This window comes from Bariatricus sp. TF06-38A, assembly GCF_027690675.1.
GTDB lineage: Bacteria > Bacillota > Clostridia > Lachnospirales > Lachnospiraceae > Allocoprococcus > Allocoprococcus comes.
Genome location: NZ_JAQFCE010000015.1, coordinates 55,867 through 72,748, shown reverse-complemented (window position 1 = coordinate 72,748; position 16,882 = coordinate 55,867). Strand labels below are relative to the sequence as shown.

Here is a 16,882-nt window from a genome sequence, read left to right as displayed (position 1 = left end):
GGTTTCTGTTTGGAAAATCTGAAAACGGTATCTGCCCTGGTTAAGAACATCTTGGAACACGACCACAAGGCAAGAAATACCGACAATCATTTGTACCTGATGGTACTGGAACACTATTCCGGTCTGCGTGGCATCGACATTCATGCCATGACGGTTCCTGTGTTTTTGAAGGAACTGGATAGACGCAGCTTTCCGGGGTTTGAAACTGTCCGCAGAAGCAGACAGAAAGTGCAGGCAACCTACCCTGACCTTGCTCCCAGTGAAGCCGTAGGCAAGCGCAGAGCAAAAAATGAGGTTGTATATCGAGAATTTGCAGAAAGCGAGGTGTAAAAAAAATGACTTGGTGGATCACGGATACCTCTATTGGGCAGCGATTGAAGTTCGTTAGACGATTTCGCCGCCTTACCCAGAAAGAGCTTGGACTCCTGATGGGGTATTCCGAGAAAACAGCGGATGTCCGTATTGCTCAGTATGAGAAAAACGCTCGAACCCCTAATGCAGAAACCACAGCGAAACTCGCAGAGGTTCTGAAGGTTTCACCTGTCGTTTTTTCACCGACAATCTGTGCTTCTCGTGAAGATTTGTTGCAGTCAATGTATTGGCTGTTTCTTATGAAAGGTGGTGGTGATATATATGATTGTGAAACTGAATATGCAAGAAGCAGAATGGAACAGAAACTTGGCGTGATAACCGTCGAGGAGTTCCTTGAAAAGATTCTCGTAAACTAAGCCTTCCGTCCGGTTTTGATGCCGGTAGTACGGAGGGCTTTTTCTATTCTCAAAACAATTTCAAATTTTAGGAGGAAAATATTATGGCATTTTTCAATAGCGCAGTAACCGTTCTTCAGACTCTCGTTATCGCTCTGGGCGCAGGTCTTGGCATCTGGGGTGCAATCAATCTGCTTGAGGGCTACGGCAACGATAACCCCGGCGCAAATGCTCATGTGCCATAAAGTAACACACTGATAAATGCAGACAGCCAACCTCTATTCCGTATAAAATGGCATATATGGCATTTCAAATATGTGGTTCAGAAGTAGAAGAAAACTGAAAACAGTATTCCACAATTTGAAAGGATAGAGGTAATTGAGCATGGAAAAAACAGTATATATCACAGAGGAAGAACGGGAAAAGTGTCGCAAAGTGATTGATGTGTTTGAGGAACTGTACGAAATAGAGGACGAAGATATTTTGTTGGTTGATGTTGGTAGGTATGGCTTTGTTAAACTGCAATGCTATACAGCGTCACATGGCTTTGAGGAGCTTGACACCTATACAGACAGTAACAGCTTATTTGAGGGGCTTTGGGAGGAATGGCTTAGTCTAAATGTATTTTTGCTTGCGAGAGAAATGCAGTTAGCTGATGTTCTTTATGATGATTTATTCAACAATCTTCCAAAGGAAAAACAGTCAGAGCTTACCGGGAGAAAAGACTACTTTGCAAAAAAGGCGGGTATCACTCTGTAAAATGAATTTTGCAGAAAGGAAACGCTCTATGTAGTGGATAAAAAAAGATTAGAATGGCTCTGTATATAATAACATACAGGGCTTTTCTTTTCCGAACCAACGACCAAAAGACAAACATTGTGGAAATGTGCATAACAGGCTATGGAATCATGGATAACTCTATTCACAGCACATGGAAAAGCTAAAGTGCAGCTTTCCCACGTCCTGCAAACAGAGTTACCCACAATTCCATGATACAGTCAGTTATACACATTACGCACAATGCCGACTACTACGGAATCCAACTCATTTTTTCACAGAACAAGATTTGCTTTTACAGAAAGAGATTATAGGTTGGAATGGAGATACGGGAGCCTGCATAGAGCACAGTGGAAAAGTTGAAGAAACTGATTGAGGAAGAATTTGTCGGGCTTGTGTTTCTGTCTGCTGAAGATATGGAGTAATAGCAAATTGGGACATAGCGGTATAACTGCTTTGTCCCAATTTGTTTATTGCTTAAATTACACGTCCGTATTAGAATTGATATGCTTGCAGAAATCAAATATCTAACATACTTCTTCCCACTATAATAATACCATACAAATTTTATAAATACAAGACTGTTTATATAAGCTGACACATGCTAAACTAGCCTAGCAATGTTTCAGTAAAACTTTCTTTCATTTTTCAAGGAGGTCATAATCATTATGGGGAATAATCAGACAGAAAAAGCGTTTGAAGAAAAAAGATTAGCACAAACAATCTCTTTAGCCGAGGAACAATTAAAGCAGGCAAAAGAAGCGGCAGACAAAAAGAAATCAGAAATTATCGAAGCCAAAAAAGATGTGCGTGAAAATACAGAACACGGCATTACATCACTGTACACATCAGACGGTTTCGAGGCACTTGTTGAATTAAGCCAATATATCAATCCTGTTACAGACAAAATTATAGATTATGAAGAAGAAGAACATAAAATACTTCTGTTAGAAAAGATGATAAAATCGCCCTATTTTGCCCGAATTGATTTTAAATTTGATGATGAGGACGAATTTGAAAAAATATACATTGGACGTTCTTCTCTACGAAAAAACAGCTATCAAGAGATGTATGTTTATGATTGGAGATCGCCGATTGCCAGTGTTTTCTATCGTTTTATGACAGGCGAAGCGTTTTATGACGCTCCATGTGGACGAGTAACAGGTGAACTCAATTTGAAACGCCAATATGAAATAAAAAACGGAATACTGGAATATTTTTTTGATTCAGATGTTCAGATTGTTGATGAATTTTTAAGGCAATTACTGTCACAAAACACTACTGCTAAAATGAAAGCTATTGTTGAAACAATTCAGCATGAACAGGACGTGGTTATTAGAGATATGGAAAATGACCTGCTAATGGTACAGGGTGTAGCGGGAAGTGGAAAAACCTCTATTGCTCTCCACCGGGCTGCTTATCTTATGTATCAAGGTTTACAAACAAAGCTGTCCGCAAATAACATTATGATTATTTCCCCAAATTCTATATTTGAGCAATATATTTCAAATGTATTGCCCGAATTGGGAGAAGATAATGTTATTTCTTCCGTGTTTGAAGATATACTTAGTGAGTTATTAAATGGCAGGAAAATTCAGTCAAGAAATGATTTTTTAGAAAACTTGATTGTCAATTCAAAATACAAGGAAATTTCAAGAAATAGTATAGAATTTAAAACGTCAAGTTTTTTTAGGGAAATTTTAGACCAATTTCTCATTGATATACCCCGCCAGTGGATAGAATTTGAAGATGTTTATTATGAGGGAAAATGCGTTGTAAGCGGGCAAATTCTAAAAGACAAGATATTAGGAAGACCAGAAACACCATTAGGCATAAAATTAGAACAATTAGAAGATTATATTTTAGAACAAATATTTGGAACAGGAAAAGGGCGGGGGCATAAAGAAGAAAAAAATCTAATCAAGCAGGAAATACAGAAATTTATAAAAATTGACATTGTTGAATTATATAAAATATTATTTAGCAATGAAGCCTATTTTTATAGCCTGCTGCAAAATAGCAATCCGTCACAAAACATAAAAAATATTTGGAAATATACTAAGGAAAATTTGGAAGCAGACAGCTTGTATTATGATGACGCAATAGCAATCGCTTATTTGTATTTAAAAATATACGGAACAAATAAATATAAAAATATTAAGCAGGTAGTCATTGATGAAGCACAGGACTACTACCCTCTCCAATATGAAATATTTAATTTGCTTTTTTCTAATGCCAAATTTACTATTTTAGGAGATATGAAACAGACTCTTGCCAAAAAAGAAGATATTTCTTTCTACGAACAAATTCAAAAAATATTGAACAAGAAAAAATCTTCTCTTATTATGTTGGATAAAAGTTTCCGTTGTACGAATGAAATTTTAAATTTTAGTTTAAAGTTCATTGAACAAAGTTCACAGATAAAAAGTTTTAATCGGAATGGCGATAGCCCAAAAGTATATATTGCTGATAATTCCGAAATCTTCATTGATGAAATTGTTAAGGAAATAAAATTATGCCAAGAGAAAGGGTTTCAGTCGATATGCTTAATTTGTAAAACCGAAAAAAATTCAACCTATCTATTTAATAAAATTAAACACAAACTTGATATTCAATTAATTAAAAATGGGAGCGTATCAGATTTACAAGGCGTGTTTATCTTACCAGTATATATGTCAAAGGGATTAGAATTTGATACTGTCTTAATTTGTGATGCAGATAGCCAAAACTACCATGATGAAGATGATAAAAACCTCTTATATGTTGCCTGCACAAGAGCGCTTCACAAACTTAGCTTATTTTGTGAAAATGAGGTTAGCCCGCTGATATAGATAAATTTACAATATATTGAATTGCCTAAATGCCAAACGCAGCGTAAGTGCATATGAACAAAATGATAATAATTAGACAGACCATCTTTCTCTTTTAATGGCATTAAATTGACATTACGCTCTCTATCATATATATTTGTTGCTTACTGTCAAAAACACGACAGAAAAATATAGTTTAAATTCAACGGATAAAAGAGGTAATGAACATGGGGAAATTACTACTGCTGACACTTAACGAACAAGAGGAAACAGCGATTGACAAAATCATATCGGCAATATCTGATTATATACAGATTGAACCCATGCAGATCACAACCGCTTCCGTGTTATCTTTTCCGGGACTGGAAATAAAGCAGAACCAACGCCGGGTATTTCAAGACGGGGAGGAAATAAGCCTTACCCGCCTTGAATACAGTACCCTTGTATATCTTGCTTCCAACCCCGGCATTGTCCTCACACGGACACAAATATTTGAAGCCGTTTGGAACATGGAAAGTGAAAGCTGCCAGTCAAGCGTTGCAAATGTGATTTACAACCTGCGGAAAAAAATAGAGCCGGACAGCCGCAAGCCCATTTACATAAAAACCGTTTTAGGTATGGGCTACAAGTTTGCTTCCGGGGAATGACAACAGAATAACCGCCGCCCGTTACAGCGGCATACCATGACAGGAAATCAGAAAAGGTTTCCTGTTTTTTTGCGCCAAAAACCGCGCTGATTTTCCAGCTTTGTCGAAAAGTTTTATCAAAAAGTTTTTCAAAACTTTGCCATATTTGCATTTCTCTGCGTAGTAAGGAGTAAAGGGGGAGTTTCGCCGTTTTCTTAGAGCAAGATTCTACCGCAGTACCAAAATTCGCTTTTCACTCATTTTGCCCCTGCGGGAATCTTGTTGGGGAGTGCCTTCCCCAAACCCTGCTTATGCGGCTTGCGCCGCTTAAAAATCCCTCAAAATAATTTTTCGAATTTTTCAAAAACAGTTCCGCTTTACACCCCGTTTTTCTCCTATTAGTGAGAGGACACCACGCACAGAAAGGAGGTTTTTACCATGCGAAAACGATATAACACGCCCCACCGCAGCCGGGTAGTCAAGACACGCATGACCGAGGAAGAATACGCCGAGTTTGCGGAAAGGCTTTCTGCTTACAACATGAGCCAAGCCGAGTTTATCCGGCAAGCCATAACCGGGGCAGCCATACGCCCCATCATAACCGTTTCCCCCGTCAACGACGAGCTGCTTGCCGCTGTTGGGAAGCTGACCGCCGAATACGGCAGGATCGGCGGCAACTTAAACCAGATAGCCCGGACGCTGAACGAGTGGCACAGCCCCTACCCGCAGCTTGCCGGGGAGGTACGGGCGGCGGTTTCCGACCTTGCTGCCCTAAAGTTTGAAGTCTTGCAGAAAGTGGGTGACGCTGTTGGCAACATTCAAACATATCAGCTCTAAAAATGCCGACTATGGCGCAGCGGAAGCCTATCTCACATTTGAGCATGACGAGTTTACCATGAAGCCCACCCTTGATGAAAACGGGCGGCTGATACCGAGGGAGGATTACCGCATTTCTTCCCTCAACTGCGGGGGCGAGGATTTCGCTGTTGCCTGTATGCGGGCTAATCTCCGCTATGAAAAAAACCAAAAACGGGAAGATGTGAAAAGCCACCACTATATCATCAGCTTTGACCCACGGGACGGGACAGACAACGGCTTGACCGTAGACCGGGCGCAGGAGCTGGGCGAGCAGTTCTGCAAAAAGCATTTCCCTGGACACCAAGCATTAGTCTGCACCCACCCGGACGGGCATAACCACAGCGGCAATATCCATGTGCATATCGTCATCAACTCCCTGCGGATTTATGAAGTCACGCTTCTGCCCTACATGGACAGACCAGCCGACACAAGGGCGGGCTGCAAGCACCGCTGCACCAACGCCGCTATGGAATATTTCAAGAGTGAAGTCATGGAGATGTGCCACCGGGAGGGGCTTTACCAAATCGACCTCTTGAACGGCAGCAAGGAACGGATAACGGAACGGGAATACTGGGCGGCAAAGAAAGGGCAGCTTGCCCTTGATAAAGAGAACGCCGCCAGAGAAGCCGCCGGACAGCCGACCAAGCCCACCAAGTTTGAAACGGACAAGGCGAAGCTGCGCCGGACGATACGGCAGGCACTTTCCCAAGCTGGTAGCTTTGACGAGTTTTCTTCCCTTTTGCTGCGGGAGGGTGTGACCGTCAAGGAGAGCCGGGGGCGGCTTTCCTACCTCACGCCGGACAGGACAAAGCCTATCACAGCCCGGAAGCTGGGGGACGATTTTGACAAGGCTGCTGTCCTTGCCCTGCTCACGCAGAACGCCTACAGAGCTGCCGAACAGACCACAGCCATACCAAAATACCCCCACCCCCAAAAGGGACGCTTGCAGGAGGAGAAAGCCGCAAAAACCACCCCGGCAGACAACACCTTACAGCGCATGGTTGACCGGGAAGCAAAGCGAGCCGAGGGCAAGGGCGTAGGCTATGACCGCTGGGCGGCAAAGCACAATCTAAAGCAAATGGCGGCTACCGTTACCGCCTACCAGCAGTACGGCTTTTCTTCCCCGGAGGAAATGGACGAAGCTTGTTCTGCCGCCTATACCGCCATGCGGGAAAGCCTTACGGAGCTGAAGCAGGTGGAAAAGACGCTGGACGGGAAAAAGGAGCTGCAACGGCAGGTGCTTGCCTATTCCAAGACCCGCCCTGTCCGGGACGGGCTGAAACAGCAGAAAAACGCCAAAGCAAAAGCAGCCTACCGACAGAAGCACGAAAGCGACTTTATCATAGCAGACGCAGCCGCTCGCTATTTCAGGGAGAACGGCATTTCTAAGCTGCCGGGCTATAAAACCCTGCAAGCAGAGATTGAAAGCCTTATCAAAGAGAAAAACAGCGGCTACAACGATTACCGGGCAAAACGGGAGGAATACCGCCGCTTACAGACTGTCAAGGGCAATATCGACCAGATTTTACGCCGGGAACGCAAGCCCGTGAAAAGGCAGGAACAGGAGCGATAAAAACCGCCCCAAAATGTACCCGAACCCATACAGAACAAGGGGGCTGCCCCGTACCCTATCCGCAATACCAAAGGATTTTTTAACGGGCTTACAGGGCAGAAAAACCCCGAAAATGATACCGAGATGATACAGAATTACCGCCGATACCGCCACACCAGCGGAAACGGCAGAAAGGAGCGCACCCATGCCAAGAATGAGCAAGAAACGGCGGCTGGAATGGTCTTTTTTCCTGCGGCAAGTAAAAGTCGGAAATACCACCTGCGACCGTATCACATACAACGACCTCTGCCGGGGCTGTACCCATAGCTGCAAGCAGAGCTTCCGGGCGGTTATCATACTCTGCCCCCGCTACTACTCCAAACGCCGGAAAAAGGAGGACAGGGACAATGGCAGATAACCGCAAGTATTACTACCTCAAGCTGAAAGAGAACTTTTTTGACAGCGACTCCATTGTGCTGCTGGAAGATATGAAAGACGGAATTTTATATTCCAATATCCTCTTGAAGCTGTACTTAAAATCGCTGAAAAACGGCGGGAAGTTGCAGCTTGACGAGCATATCCCCTACACAGCACAGATGATAGCGACACTGACCCGCCACCAGATAGGGACGGTTGAGAGGGCTTTAGAGATTTTCCGGCAGTTGGGGCTTGTGGAGCAGCTTGACAGCGGGGCTTTCTATATGACCGACATTGAACTGATGATAGGACAGTCCTCTACCGAAGCCGAAAGGAAACGGGCTGCAAGGTTGGAAAACAAGGCACTTTTACCGTCCCGGACAAAAGGCGGACATTTGTCCGACATTCGTCCACCAGAGATAGAGATAGAGATAGAGTTAGAGAAAGAGATAAAGATAGAAAAAGAGAGAGAGGGAGAAACGGGACACCCCGCCCCCGCCGCTTATGGCAGATACAACAATGTGATACTGACCGATACAGAGCTTTCCGGGCTGAAAACAGAGCTGCCCGACAAGTGGGAGTATTATATTGACCGGCTTTCCTGCCATATCGCTTCCACCGGGAAGCAGTACCACAGCCATGCAGCCACCATTTACAAGTGGGCGCAGGAGGACGCTGCCAAAGGCAAGGCTGCCCCAAAACAGGGCATACCCGATTATTCATGCAAGGAGGGCGAGAGCTTATGAGAAACGGGATTGAAGCTATGATTACGGACATTACAGCCACTACCGCCGAAGCGGAGGACTACACAGGCGAGGACGGGCTTTTATACTGCGGCAAGTGCCATACGCCCAAAGAAGCCTATTTTTCAAAAGAAACCGCCCAATGGTTAGGGCATGACCGACACCCGACAGAGTGCGACTGCCAGCGGGCAGCCCGTGAAAAACGGGAAGCCGCTGAAAGCCGACAGAAGCACCTTGAAACAGTGGAGGACTTGAAACGCCGGGGCTTTACCGACCCTGCTATGCGGAACTGGACATTTGAGCATGACAACGGCAGAAACCCGCAGACCGCAACCGCCCGTTTTTATGTGGAGAGCTGGGAAACCATGCAGGCTGAAAATATCGGCTACCTGTTTTGGGGAGGCGTGGGGACGGGAAAAAGCTACCTTGCCGCCTGTATCGCCAACGCCCTTATGGAGCAGGAAGTCCCGGTGTGCATGACAAACTTTGCAACGATACTCAATGACCTTGCCGCCAGCTTTGAGGGCAGGAACGAATATATTTCCCGCCTTTGCAGCTACCCCCTGCTGATACTTGATGATTTCGGTATGGAGCGAGGGACGGAATACGGGCTGGAACAGGTTTACAGCGTGATTGACAGCCGTTACCGAAGCGGCAAGCCGCTGATCGCCACGACCAACCTCACGCTGGAGGAATTGCAGCACCCGCAGGACACGCCCCACGCCCGTATCTATGACAGGCTGACTTCCATGTGCGCCCCCGTCCGCTTCACGGGCAGCAACTTCCGAAAGGAAACCGCACAGGAAAAGCTGGAACGCTTAAAGCAACTGATGAAGCAGCGAAAGGAGAGCCTATGACAGAAACCAAACAGACAAGCACCACCAAAACAGACCGCCGCCCGGACTGTGTAACGGAAATCCGCATGGGCAACTCCGTCCTTACCGTTTCCGGCTTCTTCAAGCAGGGTGCAACCGACACCGCAGCCGACAAGATGATGAAAGTGCTGGAAGCGGAAGCTGCTACACAAAAAACGGCGATTTGACCGACCATAAAGAAGCAGATTTGACGCTTTTGCCGCTATACAGACAGCCGCCCCATGTGGTACAATTAAGATACGGAATAGTGGGGCTGGCTGTCGGAAACGGAGGATTTTATGTTAAGACAGACCAACCAACAACCAATTACCGCCCTTTACCCAAGACTTTCCCATGAGGACGAGCTGCAAGGCGAGAGCAATTCCATTTCCAATCAGAAGCGTATCCTTGAAACCTATGCAAAGCAGAACGGCTTTTCCAATCTGCGCTGGTACACGGACGACGGTTATTCTGGTGCGAACTTTCAAAGACCCGGTTTTCAAGCCATGCTTGCGGACATTGAAGCCGGAAAAGTCGGGACAGTTATCGTAAAAGATATGTCGAGGTTAGGGCGAAACTACCTGCAAGTGGGAATGTACACGGAAATGATTTTCCCACAGAAAGGTGTCCGCTTCATCGCTATCAATGACGGAGTGGACAGCGCACAGGGCGACAATGACTTTGCCCCGCTGCGGAATATCTTTAACGAATGGCTGGTGAAAGATACGAGCAAGAAAATCAAAGCAGTAAAACGCTCAAAAGGCATGAGTGGCAAGCCCATCACAAGCAAGCCTGTGTATGGCTACCTCATGGACGAGGACGAAAATTTCATTATTGACGAGGAAGCCGCACCCGTAGTCAAGCAGATATACAACCTCTGCCTTGCCGGGAACGGTCCGACCAAGATAGCCCGTATGCTCACAGAGCAGCAAATCCCCACGCCGGGGACGCTGGAATACCGCAGGACGGGCAGCACCCGCCGCTACCACCCCGGCTATGAGTGCAAGTGGGCGACCAATACCGTAGTGCATATCCTTGAAAACCGGGAATACACAGGCTGTCTGGTAAATTTCAAGACAGAAAAACTTTCTTACAAAGTCAAGCACAGTGTAGAAAATCCCCCGGAAAAGCAAGTGATTTTCGAGAACCACCACGAGCCTATCATAGACACCCAAACATGGGAACGAGTGCAGGAGCTTCGCAAACAGCGCAAACGCCCCAACCGCTATGATGAAGTGGGTTTGTTCTCCGGCATACTGTTCTGTGCGGACTGCGGCAGCGTGATGTATCAGCAGCGATACCAGACGGACAAGCGCAAGCAGGACTGTTATATCTGCGGCAACTACAAGAAACGCACCCATGACTGTACGGCGCACTTTATCCGCACCGACCTCTTGACCGCTGGTGTACTCTCCAATCTGCGGAAAGTGACCAGCTATGCGGCAAAGCATGAAGCCCGGTTTATGAAGCTCTTGATTGAGCAGAACGAGGACGGGGGCAAACGCAGGAACGCCGCCAAGAAAAAGGAACTGGAAGCCTCCGAGAAACGCATAGCCGAGTTATCCGCTATCTTCAAGCGGCTGTATGAGGACAGCGTGACCGGGCGCATATCAGACGAGCGTTTCACAGAGCTGTCGGCAGACTATGAAGCAGAGCAACGGGAGCTGAAAGAAAGAGCCGCTGCTATTCAAGCGGAGCTTTCCAAAGCACAGGAAGCCACCGTGAACGCAGAAAAGTTTATGAATGTTGTCCGGCGGCATACCAGCTTTGAAGAACTTACCCCTACTCTGCTGCGGGAGTTTGTAGAGAAAATCGTTGTGCATGAGTGCAGCTATGACGAGAACAAGACTCGCAGACAGGACATTGAGATTTATTATTCTTTTGTTGGCAAGGTGGACTTGCCCGAATAACCGCCCGACCTATCCGACACAATGCGCAAGTGCCGGATAGGAACGGCAAAATTTTTTACACTTCTATTACTTCTTTATCACACATCAGTAAAGTCCCAGGGCATGAAGCAGCTCATGGCTGGCGGCGGTGTTGCCCTCATCGGCACCACCCTTGTACCTCTGCTCTCCGGACTGTTCGGTTAATCACAAAACAAGGAGGTAATCGCCTTTGGACAGCATACTCCAACAGATCACAGACTGGCTGAAAGAAATGCTCGTTTCAGCTATTATGGGAAATCTGTCGGGGATGTTTGAGTCCGTCAACAACCAGGTTGGCGAGATAGCAACCTCCGTTGGCATGACCCCGGCGAATTTTTCGCCGGGTGTCTTTGCCATGGTACGAAACATCTCCGAGTCAGTGATTATCCCAATCGCAGGCTTGATTCTGACCTTCATTGCCTGTTATGAGCTAATTCAGATGATTATTGACCACAACAATCTGGCAAATTTTGAAACCTGGATCTTCTTCAAATGGGTGTTCAAGACTTTTGTTGCGGTCATGTTAATCACAAACACATTCAATATCACGATGGCTGTGTTTGATGTGACACAGCACGTTATAAACGCAAGCGCCGGTATCATATCCGGAAATACTGCCATAGATGCTTCGGCATTGGAAACAATGGAAGAAACGCTGATGGCAATGGATTTGGGTCCTTTGCTCGGCTTGTTCCTGCAATCCTTTATCGTGCAGGTCACGATGTCCGCTTTGGCAATCATCATCTTTGTGATCGTCTACGGTCGAATGATTGAAATTTATCTGATGGTCAGCCTTGCCCCGATTCCGCTTTCCACTTTTGGAAACAGAGAACAGAGCAATATCGGACAGAATTATCTGCGTTCGCTGTTTGCAATCGGATTCCAGGGATTCCTGATTATGATCTGCGTGGGCATTTATGCGGTGCTGATTCAGTCTATCGCATTCAGTGATGACATCATCGGTTCTATCTGGGGTGTTATGGGCTACACCGTCCTTTTGTGCTTCACCCTGTTTAAGACTGGTTCGCTTGCGAAGGGTGTATTCAGCGCTCACTAAGGGAAGGAGGAAATTGTTTGGCAGCGTATATTCCCGTACCTCGTGACCTGACGAGGGTAAAAACAAAAGTGTTCTTCAATCTGACGAAACGGCAGTTACTTTGCTTTGGTGCGGCGGCGCTCATCGGAGTGCCGATTTTCTTTCTGGTCAAAGCAACCGGAAATGTGAGCCTTGCAGCACTGTCCATGATGATCGTCATGTTACCGTTGTTCTTTCTGGCAATGTATGAAAAGGATAGTCAGCCGTTGGAAGTGGTTGTAGAACACTTCATTCAGACCAAATTCGTTCGTCCCAAGGTTCGCCCTTATCAGACGGACAACTATTATGACGCTTTGATGCGTCAGTACAAACTGGAAAAGGAGGTTGAACGAATTGTTTTTCAAAAAGAAGCCACAGGCAAGAAACATCAAAATGCCTGCAAATCTGAATCGGAAGCAGCAGCGAGAAATTAAAGCTGTTGTGGAACGGGCAAAGAAGGACAACGGTATTCCGCAGACTGCACAGCAGTCCATTCCCTTTCAGAGAATGTTCCCGGATGGCATCTGCCGTGTCACTGACAGTTATTACACCAAGACCATTCAGTTTCAGGACATCAACTATCAGCTGGCACAGCAGGAAGATAAGACTGCCATCTTCGATGAGTGGTGCAGTTTCCTGAATTTCTTTGACAGCTCCATTCACTTTGAGCTTTCCTTTATGAACCTGAGTACCGATGCTGAAAGCTTTGAAAAGAGTATCCGTATCCCGTTCAAGAAGGACAGCTTCAATCCCGTCCGTGCCGAGTATAGCCAGATGCTGAAAAAGCAGTTGGCGCAGGGCAACAACGGCTTGACCAAAACCAAGTACCTGACATTCGGCATTGAAGCCGAATCCATGCGGCAGGCAAAGCCGAGACTCAACCATATCGAAAACGATCTGCTCAATAACTTTCGGCGTTTGGGTGTCATTGCCACTACCATGAACGGCAAAGAGCGGCTGCATCTGATGCACTCTATGTTCCACATGGGTGATAATGATAAGTTCTTCTTCGATTGGAAGTATCTTGTGGAATCCGGGCTGTCCGTAAAGGACTTCATTGCTCCGACGGCGTTTGCCTTTAAGACCAACCGCACCTTCCAGATGGGCAGTATCTTCGGTTCGATGTCTTATCTGGCAATTACGGCATCAGACCTGTCTGATCGTATGCTGGCGGATTTTCTGGATATGGAATCCACGCAGATCGTGACCATGCACATCCAGTCGGTTGACCAGACTGCGGCGATTAAGACCATCAAGAGAATCATCACCGAGCTTGACCGTTCCAAAATCGAGGAACAGAAAAAGGCTGTGCGTTCTGGCTATGACATGGACATTATCCCATCTGACCTTGCTACCTATGGTAAAGATGCGAAGTCACTTCTGAAAGAATTGCAGAGCCAGAATGAGCGAATGTTCATGGTGACATTTCTGGTGCTGAACACCGGGCGCACCGAGCAGGAACTGGAGAACAATGTGTTCCAGGCACAGAGCATCGCCCAGAAGCATAACTGCAATCTGCGTCGTTTGGATTTTCAGCAGGAATCCGGACTGATGAGCAGCCTGCCTTTGGCACAAAACCTGATTGAGATTCGTCGTGGCCTGACTACCAGTTCCACGGCTATTTTTGTGCCTTTCACCACGCAGGAGCTGTTCCAGAATGGTGGAGAAACGCTCTATTACGGGCTGAATGCTCTGTCGAACAACCTTATCATGGTGGACAGAAAGAAGCTCAAGAACCCCAACGGACTGATTCTGGGTACTCCCGGTTCCGGTAAATCCTTTTCCGCAAAGCGTGAAATCACCAATGCGTTCCTGGTTACGGATGACGATATTATCATCTGCGACCCCGAAGCGGAATATGCGGCTCTGGTTCACAAGTTCAATGGTCAGGTGGTAAAAATCAGCTCCTCCAGTACCAACTATATCAACCCTATGGACATCAACCTGAACTACTCTGAGGATGACAACCCGGTAGCACTGAAAGCTGATTTTATCCTGTCCCTCTGTGAGTTGATTATGGGCAGTAAGGATGGCTTGCAGCCTATCGAAAAGACGGTTATCGACCGTTGTGTGCATCAGATTTACCAGAGATATTTCGACAATCCTGCCCCTGAGAATATGCCGATCCTTGAGGATTTGTATGATGCCCTTCTGAAACAGGACGAAAAGGAAGCCCACCATGTAGCGACCGCCTTGGAAATCTATGTTAAGGGTTCTCTGAAACTGTTTAACAACAGAACCAATGTGGATATTCAGAATCGTCTGGTGTGCTTCGACATTAAGGAGCTGGGCAATCAGCTGAAAAAAATCGGTATGCTGATCGTTCAGGATCAGGTCTGGGGGCGTGTAACTGCCAACCGTTCTGCCGGTAAATCGACCAGATATTATATTGACGAGTTCCATCTGCTTCTGAAGGAAGAACAGACGGCAACCTATTCCGTAGAAATCTGGAAGCGATTCCGTAAATGGGGCGGCTTGCCGACCGGTATTACTCAGAATGTCAAAGACCTGCTTCGTTCCCCGGAGATTGCCAACATCCTCGAAAACTCTGATTTCATCTATATGCTGAATCAGGCAAGCGATGACCGAAGTATTCTGGCACAGCGGTTGAACATTTCGCCGCATCAGCTGTCCTATGTAACCAACTCCGGTGAGGGCGAAGGACTTCTGTTCTATGGCAATGTGATTCTGCCGTTCATTGACCGATTCCCGACAGATCTGGAACTGTATCGCATTATGACCACGAAGTTAAACGAGGTGGCACAGGAAAAGGAGGCGTAATGTATGGCGAAAAGACCTACACGACTCCGTTTTACCGAAGATGACCTTGCAGATTCTCATGTGAAGAAAGCTGCCGACCGTGCAGATAAGGCGGTTGATAGGGCTGAAAAAGCGGCAGACAAATTGGCTTCTAAAAAGGCAAAGCCGAAGCTAAAGCTGGAAACAGATGCAGCCGGTTCCCGTAAAGCAAAGCTCCGTTTTGAAAAAGCGGAGTTTACGGAAATCGAGCGCCCATCTGTGGCAAAGCACATGGCAAGCCGTGGTGCCGCAGTCACGCTCACATCCAAAGCACATCGGGCGGTGTCAGAATATGAGGATGATAATATCGGCGTTCAGGCTGTGCAGGAAACGACCAAGGCTGTTGAATCCACTGTCTATACCGTCGATCATGCCGTTTACAGTCACAAGCTGAAAGCCTACGACAAGGCGGAAAAGCTGGTTGAGAAGTCAGATAAAGCAAATGTAAATGCCCTGTATGAGAAGTTCAAAAAGGACAACCCCGATGCCGGTTCCAATCCCTTTTCCCGTTGGCAACAGAAAAGGGCAATCAAGAAAGAATATGCTGCCGCCAAAGCCGGTAAGAATACCGCTTCGACAACGGCTTCTGCATCTAAGGGTGCAGGCAAGGCAACGGGCAAAGCAGCTCAGGGAGCCAAGAACATCACAGAAAGAGTAACGGAGTTCTGCACCACACACTCTAAAACGATTCTGTTTGTTTTGATTGCCGGACTGCTTTTTATGATACTCTCAGGGATGTTCTCGTCTTGTTCGGCTATGTTCCAAGGCGGCACACAGATCATTCTGGGAACTTCTTTTACTGCAAAAGAGGAAGATATTATTGGTGCGGACAATGATTACAAGGCTTTGGAAGCTGCGCTCCGCAATAAAATCAATAATATCGAGCGTACTCATAGCGGATATGACGAGTACCGGTATGACCTTGATGAAATCAACCACAATCCTTATGAGCTGGCGGCGTATTTGACGGTGAAGTTTGAGGATTACACCAGAGATGAGGTGCAGGCTACCCTGCAATGGCTATTTGAGCAACAATATGAGCTGACCCTGACGGAAGTAGTAGAGATTCGTACACGAACAACATCTTCTACTGATCCCGAAACGGGAGAGACAACAACAGAGGAAGAAGATTACGAATATTATATTCTGAATGTGAAGCTCAGAAATAAGGGCTTGAACAGTGTGATTTCAAATTCCGGCTTGTCGGAAGATGATATGGAGCGATATAGAATTTTGCTTCAGACAAGGGGCAACAGACCGGATATTTTCGGAAATGACATTTACGCCACCCCTGGCGGCGAGTACACCGATTATGATATTCCGGGCGAAGCGCTGACAGACACAAGATTTGCCAATATGATTCGGGAAGCTGAAAAATATCTGGGATACCCGTATGTGTGGGGCGGCAGCAGCCCGTCTACCTCCTTTGACTGCTCCGGATTTGTTTCCTATGTAATCAATCACTGCGGAAACGGTTGGAGTGTTGGTCGTTTGACCGCAAACGGTTTGATGGGCGTATGCGACATTATCCCGAAAAGCTCTGCCAAACCGGGAGATTTGATTTTCTTCCAAGGCACTTATGATACCTCCGGTGCATCACACGTTGGTATCTATGTTGGCAATGGTATGATGATCCACTGCGGAAACCCCATTTCCTACGCTTCTATCGAATCGAATTACTGGCAACAGCATTTTTACTGCTTCGGCAGAATCAGAAACTAAAGGAGGGATGGCGA

At 46.4% G+C, this 16,882-nt stretch carries 18 protein-coding genes; all 18 read left to right on the top strand.

What is annotated here, in order from left to right; genetic code table 11:
* The first annotated feature begins 9 nt into the window (after positions 1-9).
* Entirely contained in the window at positions 10-330 is a 321-nt protein-coding gene (locus tag PG418_RS12075) for a hypothetical protein (RefSeq protein ID WP_002304332.1), read from the top strand.
* A gap of 5 nt (positions 331-335) precedes the next feature.
* A complete protein-coding gene (locus tag PG418_RS12070) occupies positions 336-728 on the top strand; it encodes a helix-turn-helix domain-containing protein (protein WP_002304334.1) in 393 nt (130 codons plus the stop codon).
* A gap of 83 nt (positions 729-811) precedes the next feature.
* Positions 812-952, top strand: coding sequence for a Maff2 family mobile element protein (locus tag PG418_RS12065; protein ID WP_002578913.1), 141 nt, complete (start codon positions 812-814; stop codon positions 950-952).
* 139 nt (positions 953-1,091) lie between these two features.
* Positions 1,092-1,466 carry a hypothetical protein gene (locus PG418_RS12060; protein WP_002591345.1) on the top strand — a complete coding sequence of 125 codons (375 nt, stop codon included), beginning with the start codon at positions 1,092-1,094 and terminating at the stop codon, positions 1,464-1,466.
* Between the two features lie 686 nt (positions 1,467-2,152).
* Entirely contained in the window at positions 2,153-4,315 is a 2,163-nt protein-coding gene (locus PG418_RS12055) for a HelD family protein (RefSeq protein ID WP_117500820.1), read from the top strand.
* A 206-nt stretch (positions 4,316-4,521) separates the two neighbouring features.
* A complete protein-coding gene (locus PG418_RS12050) occupies positions 4,522-4,941 on the top strand; it encodes a winged helix-turn-helix domain-containing protein (RefSeq protein ID WP_498837453.1) in 420 nt (139 codons plus the stop codon).
* Positions 4,942-5,358: 417 nt separating this feature from the next.
* Positions 5,359-5,757: a plasmid mobilization protein gene (locus PG418_RS12045; protein ID WP_002569238.1), complete on the top strand. Its 399-nt coding sequence runs from the start codon at positions 5,359-5,361 to the stop codon at positions 5,755-5,757.
* Positions 5,729-7,351 (top strand): relaxase/mobilization nuclease domain-containing protein, encoded by a 1,623-nt coding sequence (locus tag PG418_RS12040; protein WP_498837452.1) that lies wholly within the window; start codon positions 5,729-5,731, stop codon positions 7,349-7,351. The genes PG418_RS12045 and PG418_RS12040 overlap by 29 nt, the downstream gene beginning before the upstream one ends.
* A 184-nt stretch (positions 7,352-7,535) precedes the next feature.
* Entirely contained in the window at positions 7,536-7,748 is a 213-nt protein-coding gene (locus PG418_RS12035) for a hypothetical protein (RefSeq protein ID WP_005927784.1), read from the top strand.
* Positions 7,738-8,493, top strand: a complete 756-nt coding sequence (locus PG418_RS12030) for a phage replisome organizer N-terminal domain-containing protein (protein ID WP_498837451.1) — start codon at positions 7,738-7,740, stop codon at positions 8,491-8,493. Before PG418_RS12035 ends, PG418_RS12030 begins: the two co-directional genes overlap by 11 nt.
* Positions 8,490-9,347 (top strand): ATP-binding protein, encoded by an 858-nt coding sequence (locus PG418_RS12025; RefSeq protein WP_498837450.1) that lies wholly within the window; start codon positions 8,490-8,492, stop codon positions 9,345-9,347. The genes PG418_RS12030 and PG418_RS12025 overlap by 4 nt, the downstream gene beginning before the upstream one ends.
* Positions 9,344-9,532, top strand: coding sequence for a transposon-encoded TnpW family protein (locus PG418_RS12020; RefSeq protein WP_002569233.1), 189 nt, complete (start codon positions 9,344-9,346; stop codon positions 9,530-9,532). Before PG418_RS12025 ends, PG418_RS12020 begins: the two co-directional genes overlap by 4 nt.
* A 111-nt stretch (positions 9,533-9,643) precedes the next feature.
* Positions 9,644-11,254 carry a recombinase family protein gene (locus PG418_RS12015; RefSeq protein WP_455828449.1) on the top strand — a complete coding sequence of 537 codons (1,611 nt, stop codon included), beginning with the start codon at positions 9,644-9,646 and terminating at the stop codon, positions 11,252-11,254.
* A gap of 21 nt (positions 11,255-11,275) precedes the next feature.
* Positions 11,276-11,437 carry a Maff2 family mobile element protein gene (locus PG418_RS12010; RefSeq protein WP_498837449.1) on the top strand — a complete coding sequence of 54 codons (162 nt, stop codon included), beginning with the start codon at positions 11,276-11,278 and terminating at the stop codon, positions 11,435-11,437.
* Positions 11,438-11,462: 25 nt separating this feature from the next.
* Complete coding sequence (locus PG418_RS12005) at positions 11,463-12,329, top strand: VirB6/TrbL-like conjugal transfer protein, CD1112 family (protein WP_002304374.1); 867 nt, start codon at positions 11,463-11,465, stop codon at positions 12,327-12,329.
* A 17-nt stretch (positions 12,330-12,346) separates the two neighbouring features.
* Positions 12,347-12,781 (top strand): PrgI family protein, encoded by a 435-nt coding sequence (locus tag PG418_RS12000; RefSeq protein WP_002304375.1) that lies wholly within the window; start codon positions 12,347-12,349, stop codon positions 12,779-12,781.
* Positions 12,741-15,128, top strand: a complete 2,388-nt coding sequence (locus PG418_RS11995; protein WP_002588967.1) for a VirB4-like conjugal transfer ATPase, CD1110 family — start codon at positions 12,741-12,743, stop codon at positions 15,126-15,128. The genes PG418_RS12000 and PG418_RS11995 overlap by 41 nt, the downstream gene beginning before the upstream one ends.
* A gap of 3 nt (positions 15,129-15,131) precedes the next feature.
* Complete coding sequence (locus tag PG418_RS11990; RefSeq protein WP_002304377.1) at positions 15,132-16,868, top strand: C40 family peptidase; 1,737 nt, start codon at positions 15,132-15,134, stop codon at positions 16,866-16,868.
* The last annotated feature ends 14 nt before the right edge of the window (positions 16,869-16,882 follow it).

Bases quoted from the DNA above. Each gene is read 5' to 3' on its own strand.
- PG418_RS12070 (WP_002304334.1), top strand. From the start codon at position 336: ATGACTTGGTGGATCACGGATACCTCTATTGGGCAGCGATTGAAGTTC.
- PG418_RS12065 (WP_002578913.1), top strand. From the start codon at position 812: ATGGCATTTTTCAATAGCGCAGTAACCGTTCTTCAGACTCTCGTTATC.
- PG418_RS12060 (WP_002591345.1), top strand. From the start codon at position 1,092: ATGGAAAAAACAGTATATATCACAGAGGAAGAACGGGAAAAGTGTCGC.
- PG418_RS12055 (WP_117500820.1), top strand. From the start codon at position 2,153: ATGGGGAATAATCAGACAGAAAAAGCGTTTGAAGAAAAAAGATTAGCA.
- PG418_RS12050 (WP_498837453.1), top strand. From the start codon at position 4,522: ATGGGGAAATTACTACTGCTGACACTTAACGAACAAGAGGAAACAGCG.
- PG418_RS12045 (WP_002569238.1), top strand. From the start codon at position 5,359: ATGCGAAAACGATATAACACGCCCCACCGCAGCCGGGTAGTCAAGACA.
- PG418_RS12035 (WP_005927784.1), top strand. From the start codon at position 7,536: ATGCCAAGAATGAGCAAGAAACGGCGGCTGGAATGGTCTTTTTTCCTG.
- PG418_RS12030 (WP_498837451.1), top strand. From the start codon at position 7,738: ATGGCAGATAACCGCAAGTATTACTACCTCAAGCTGAAAGAGAACTTT.
- PG418_RS12025 (WP_498837450.1), top strand. From the start codon at position 8,490: ATGAGAAACGGGATTGAAGCTATGATTACGGACATTACAGCCACTACC.
- PG418_RS12020 (WP_002569233.1), top strand. From the start codon at position 9,344: ATGACAGAAACCAAACAGACAAGCACCACCAAAACAGACCGCCGCCCG.
- PG418_RS12015 (WP_455828449.1), top strand. From the start codon at position 9,644: ATGTTAAGACAGACCAACCAACAACCAATTACCGCCCTTTACCCAAGA.
- PG418_RS12010 (WP_498837449.1), top strand. From the start codon at position 11,276: ATGCGCAAGTGCCGGATAGGAACGGCAAAATTTTTTACACTTCTATTA.
- PG418_RS11995 (WP_002588967.1), top strand. From the start codon at position 12,741: ATGCCTGCAAATCTGAATCGGAAGCAGCAGCGAGAAATTAAAGCTGTT.
- PG418_RS11990 (WP_002304377.1), top strand. From the start codon at position 15,132: ATGGCGAAAAGACCTACACGACTCCGTTTTACCGAAGATGACCTTGCA.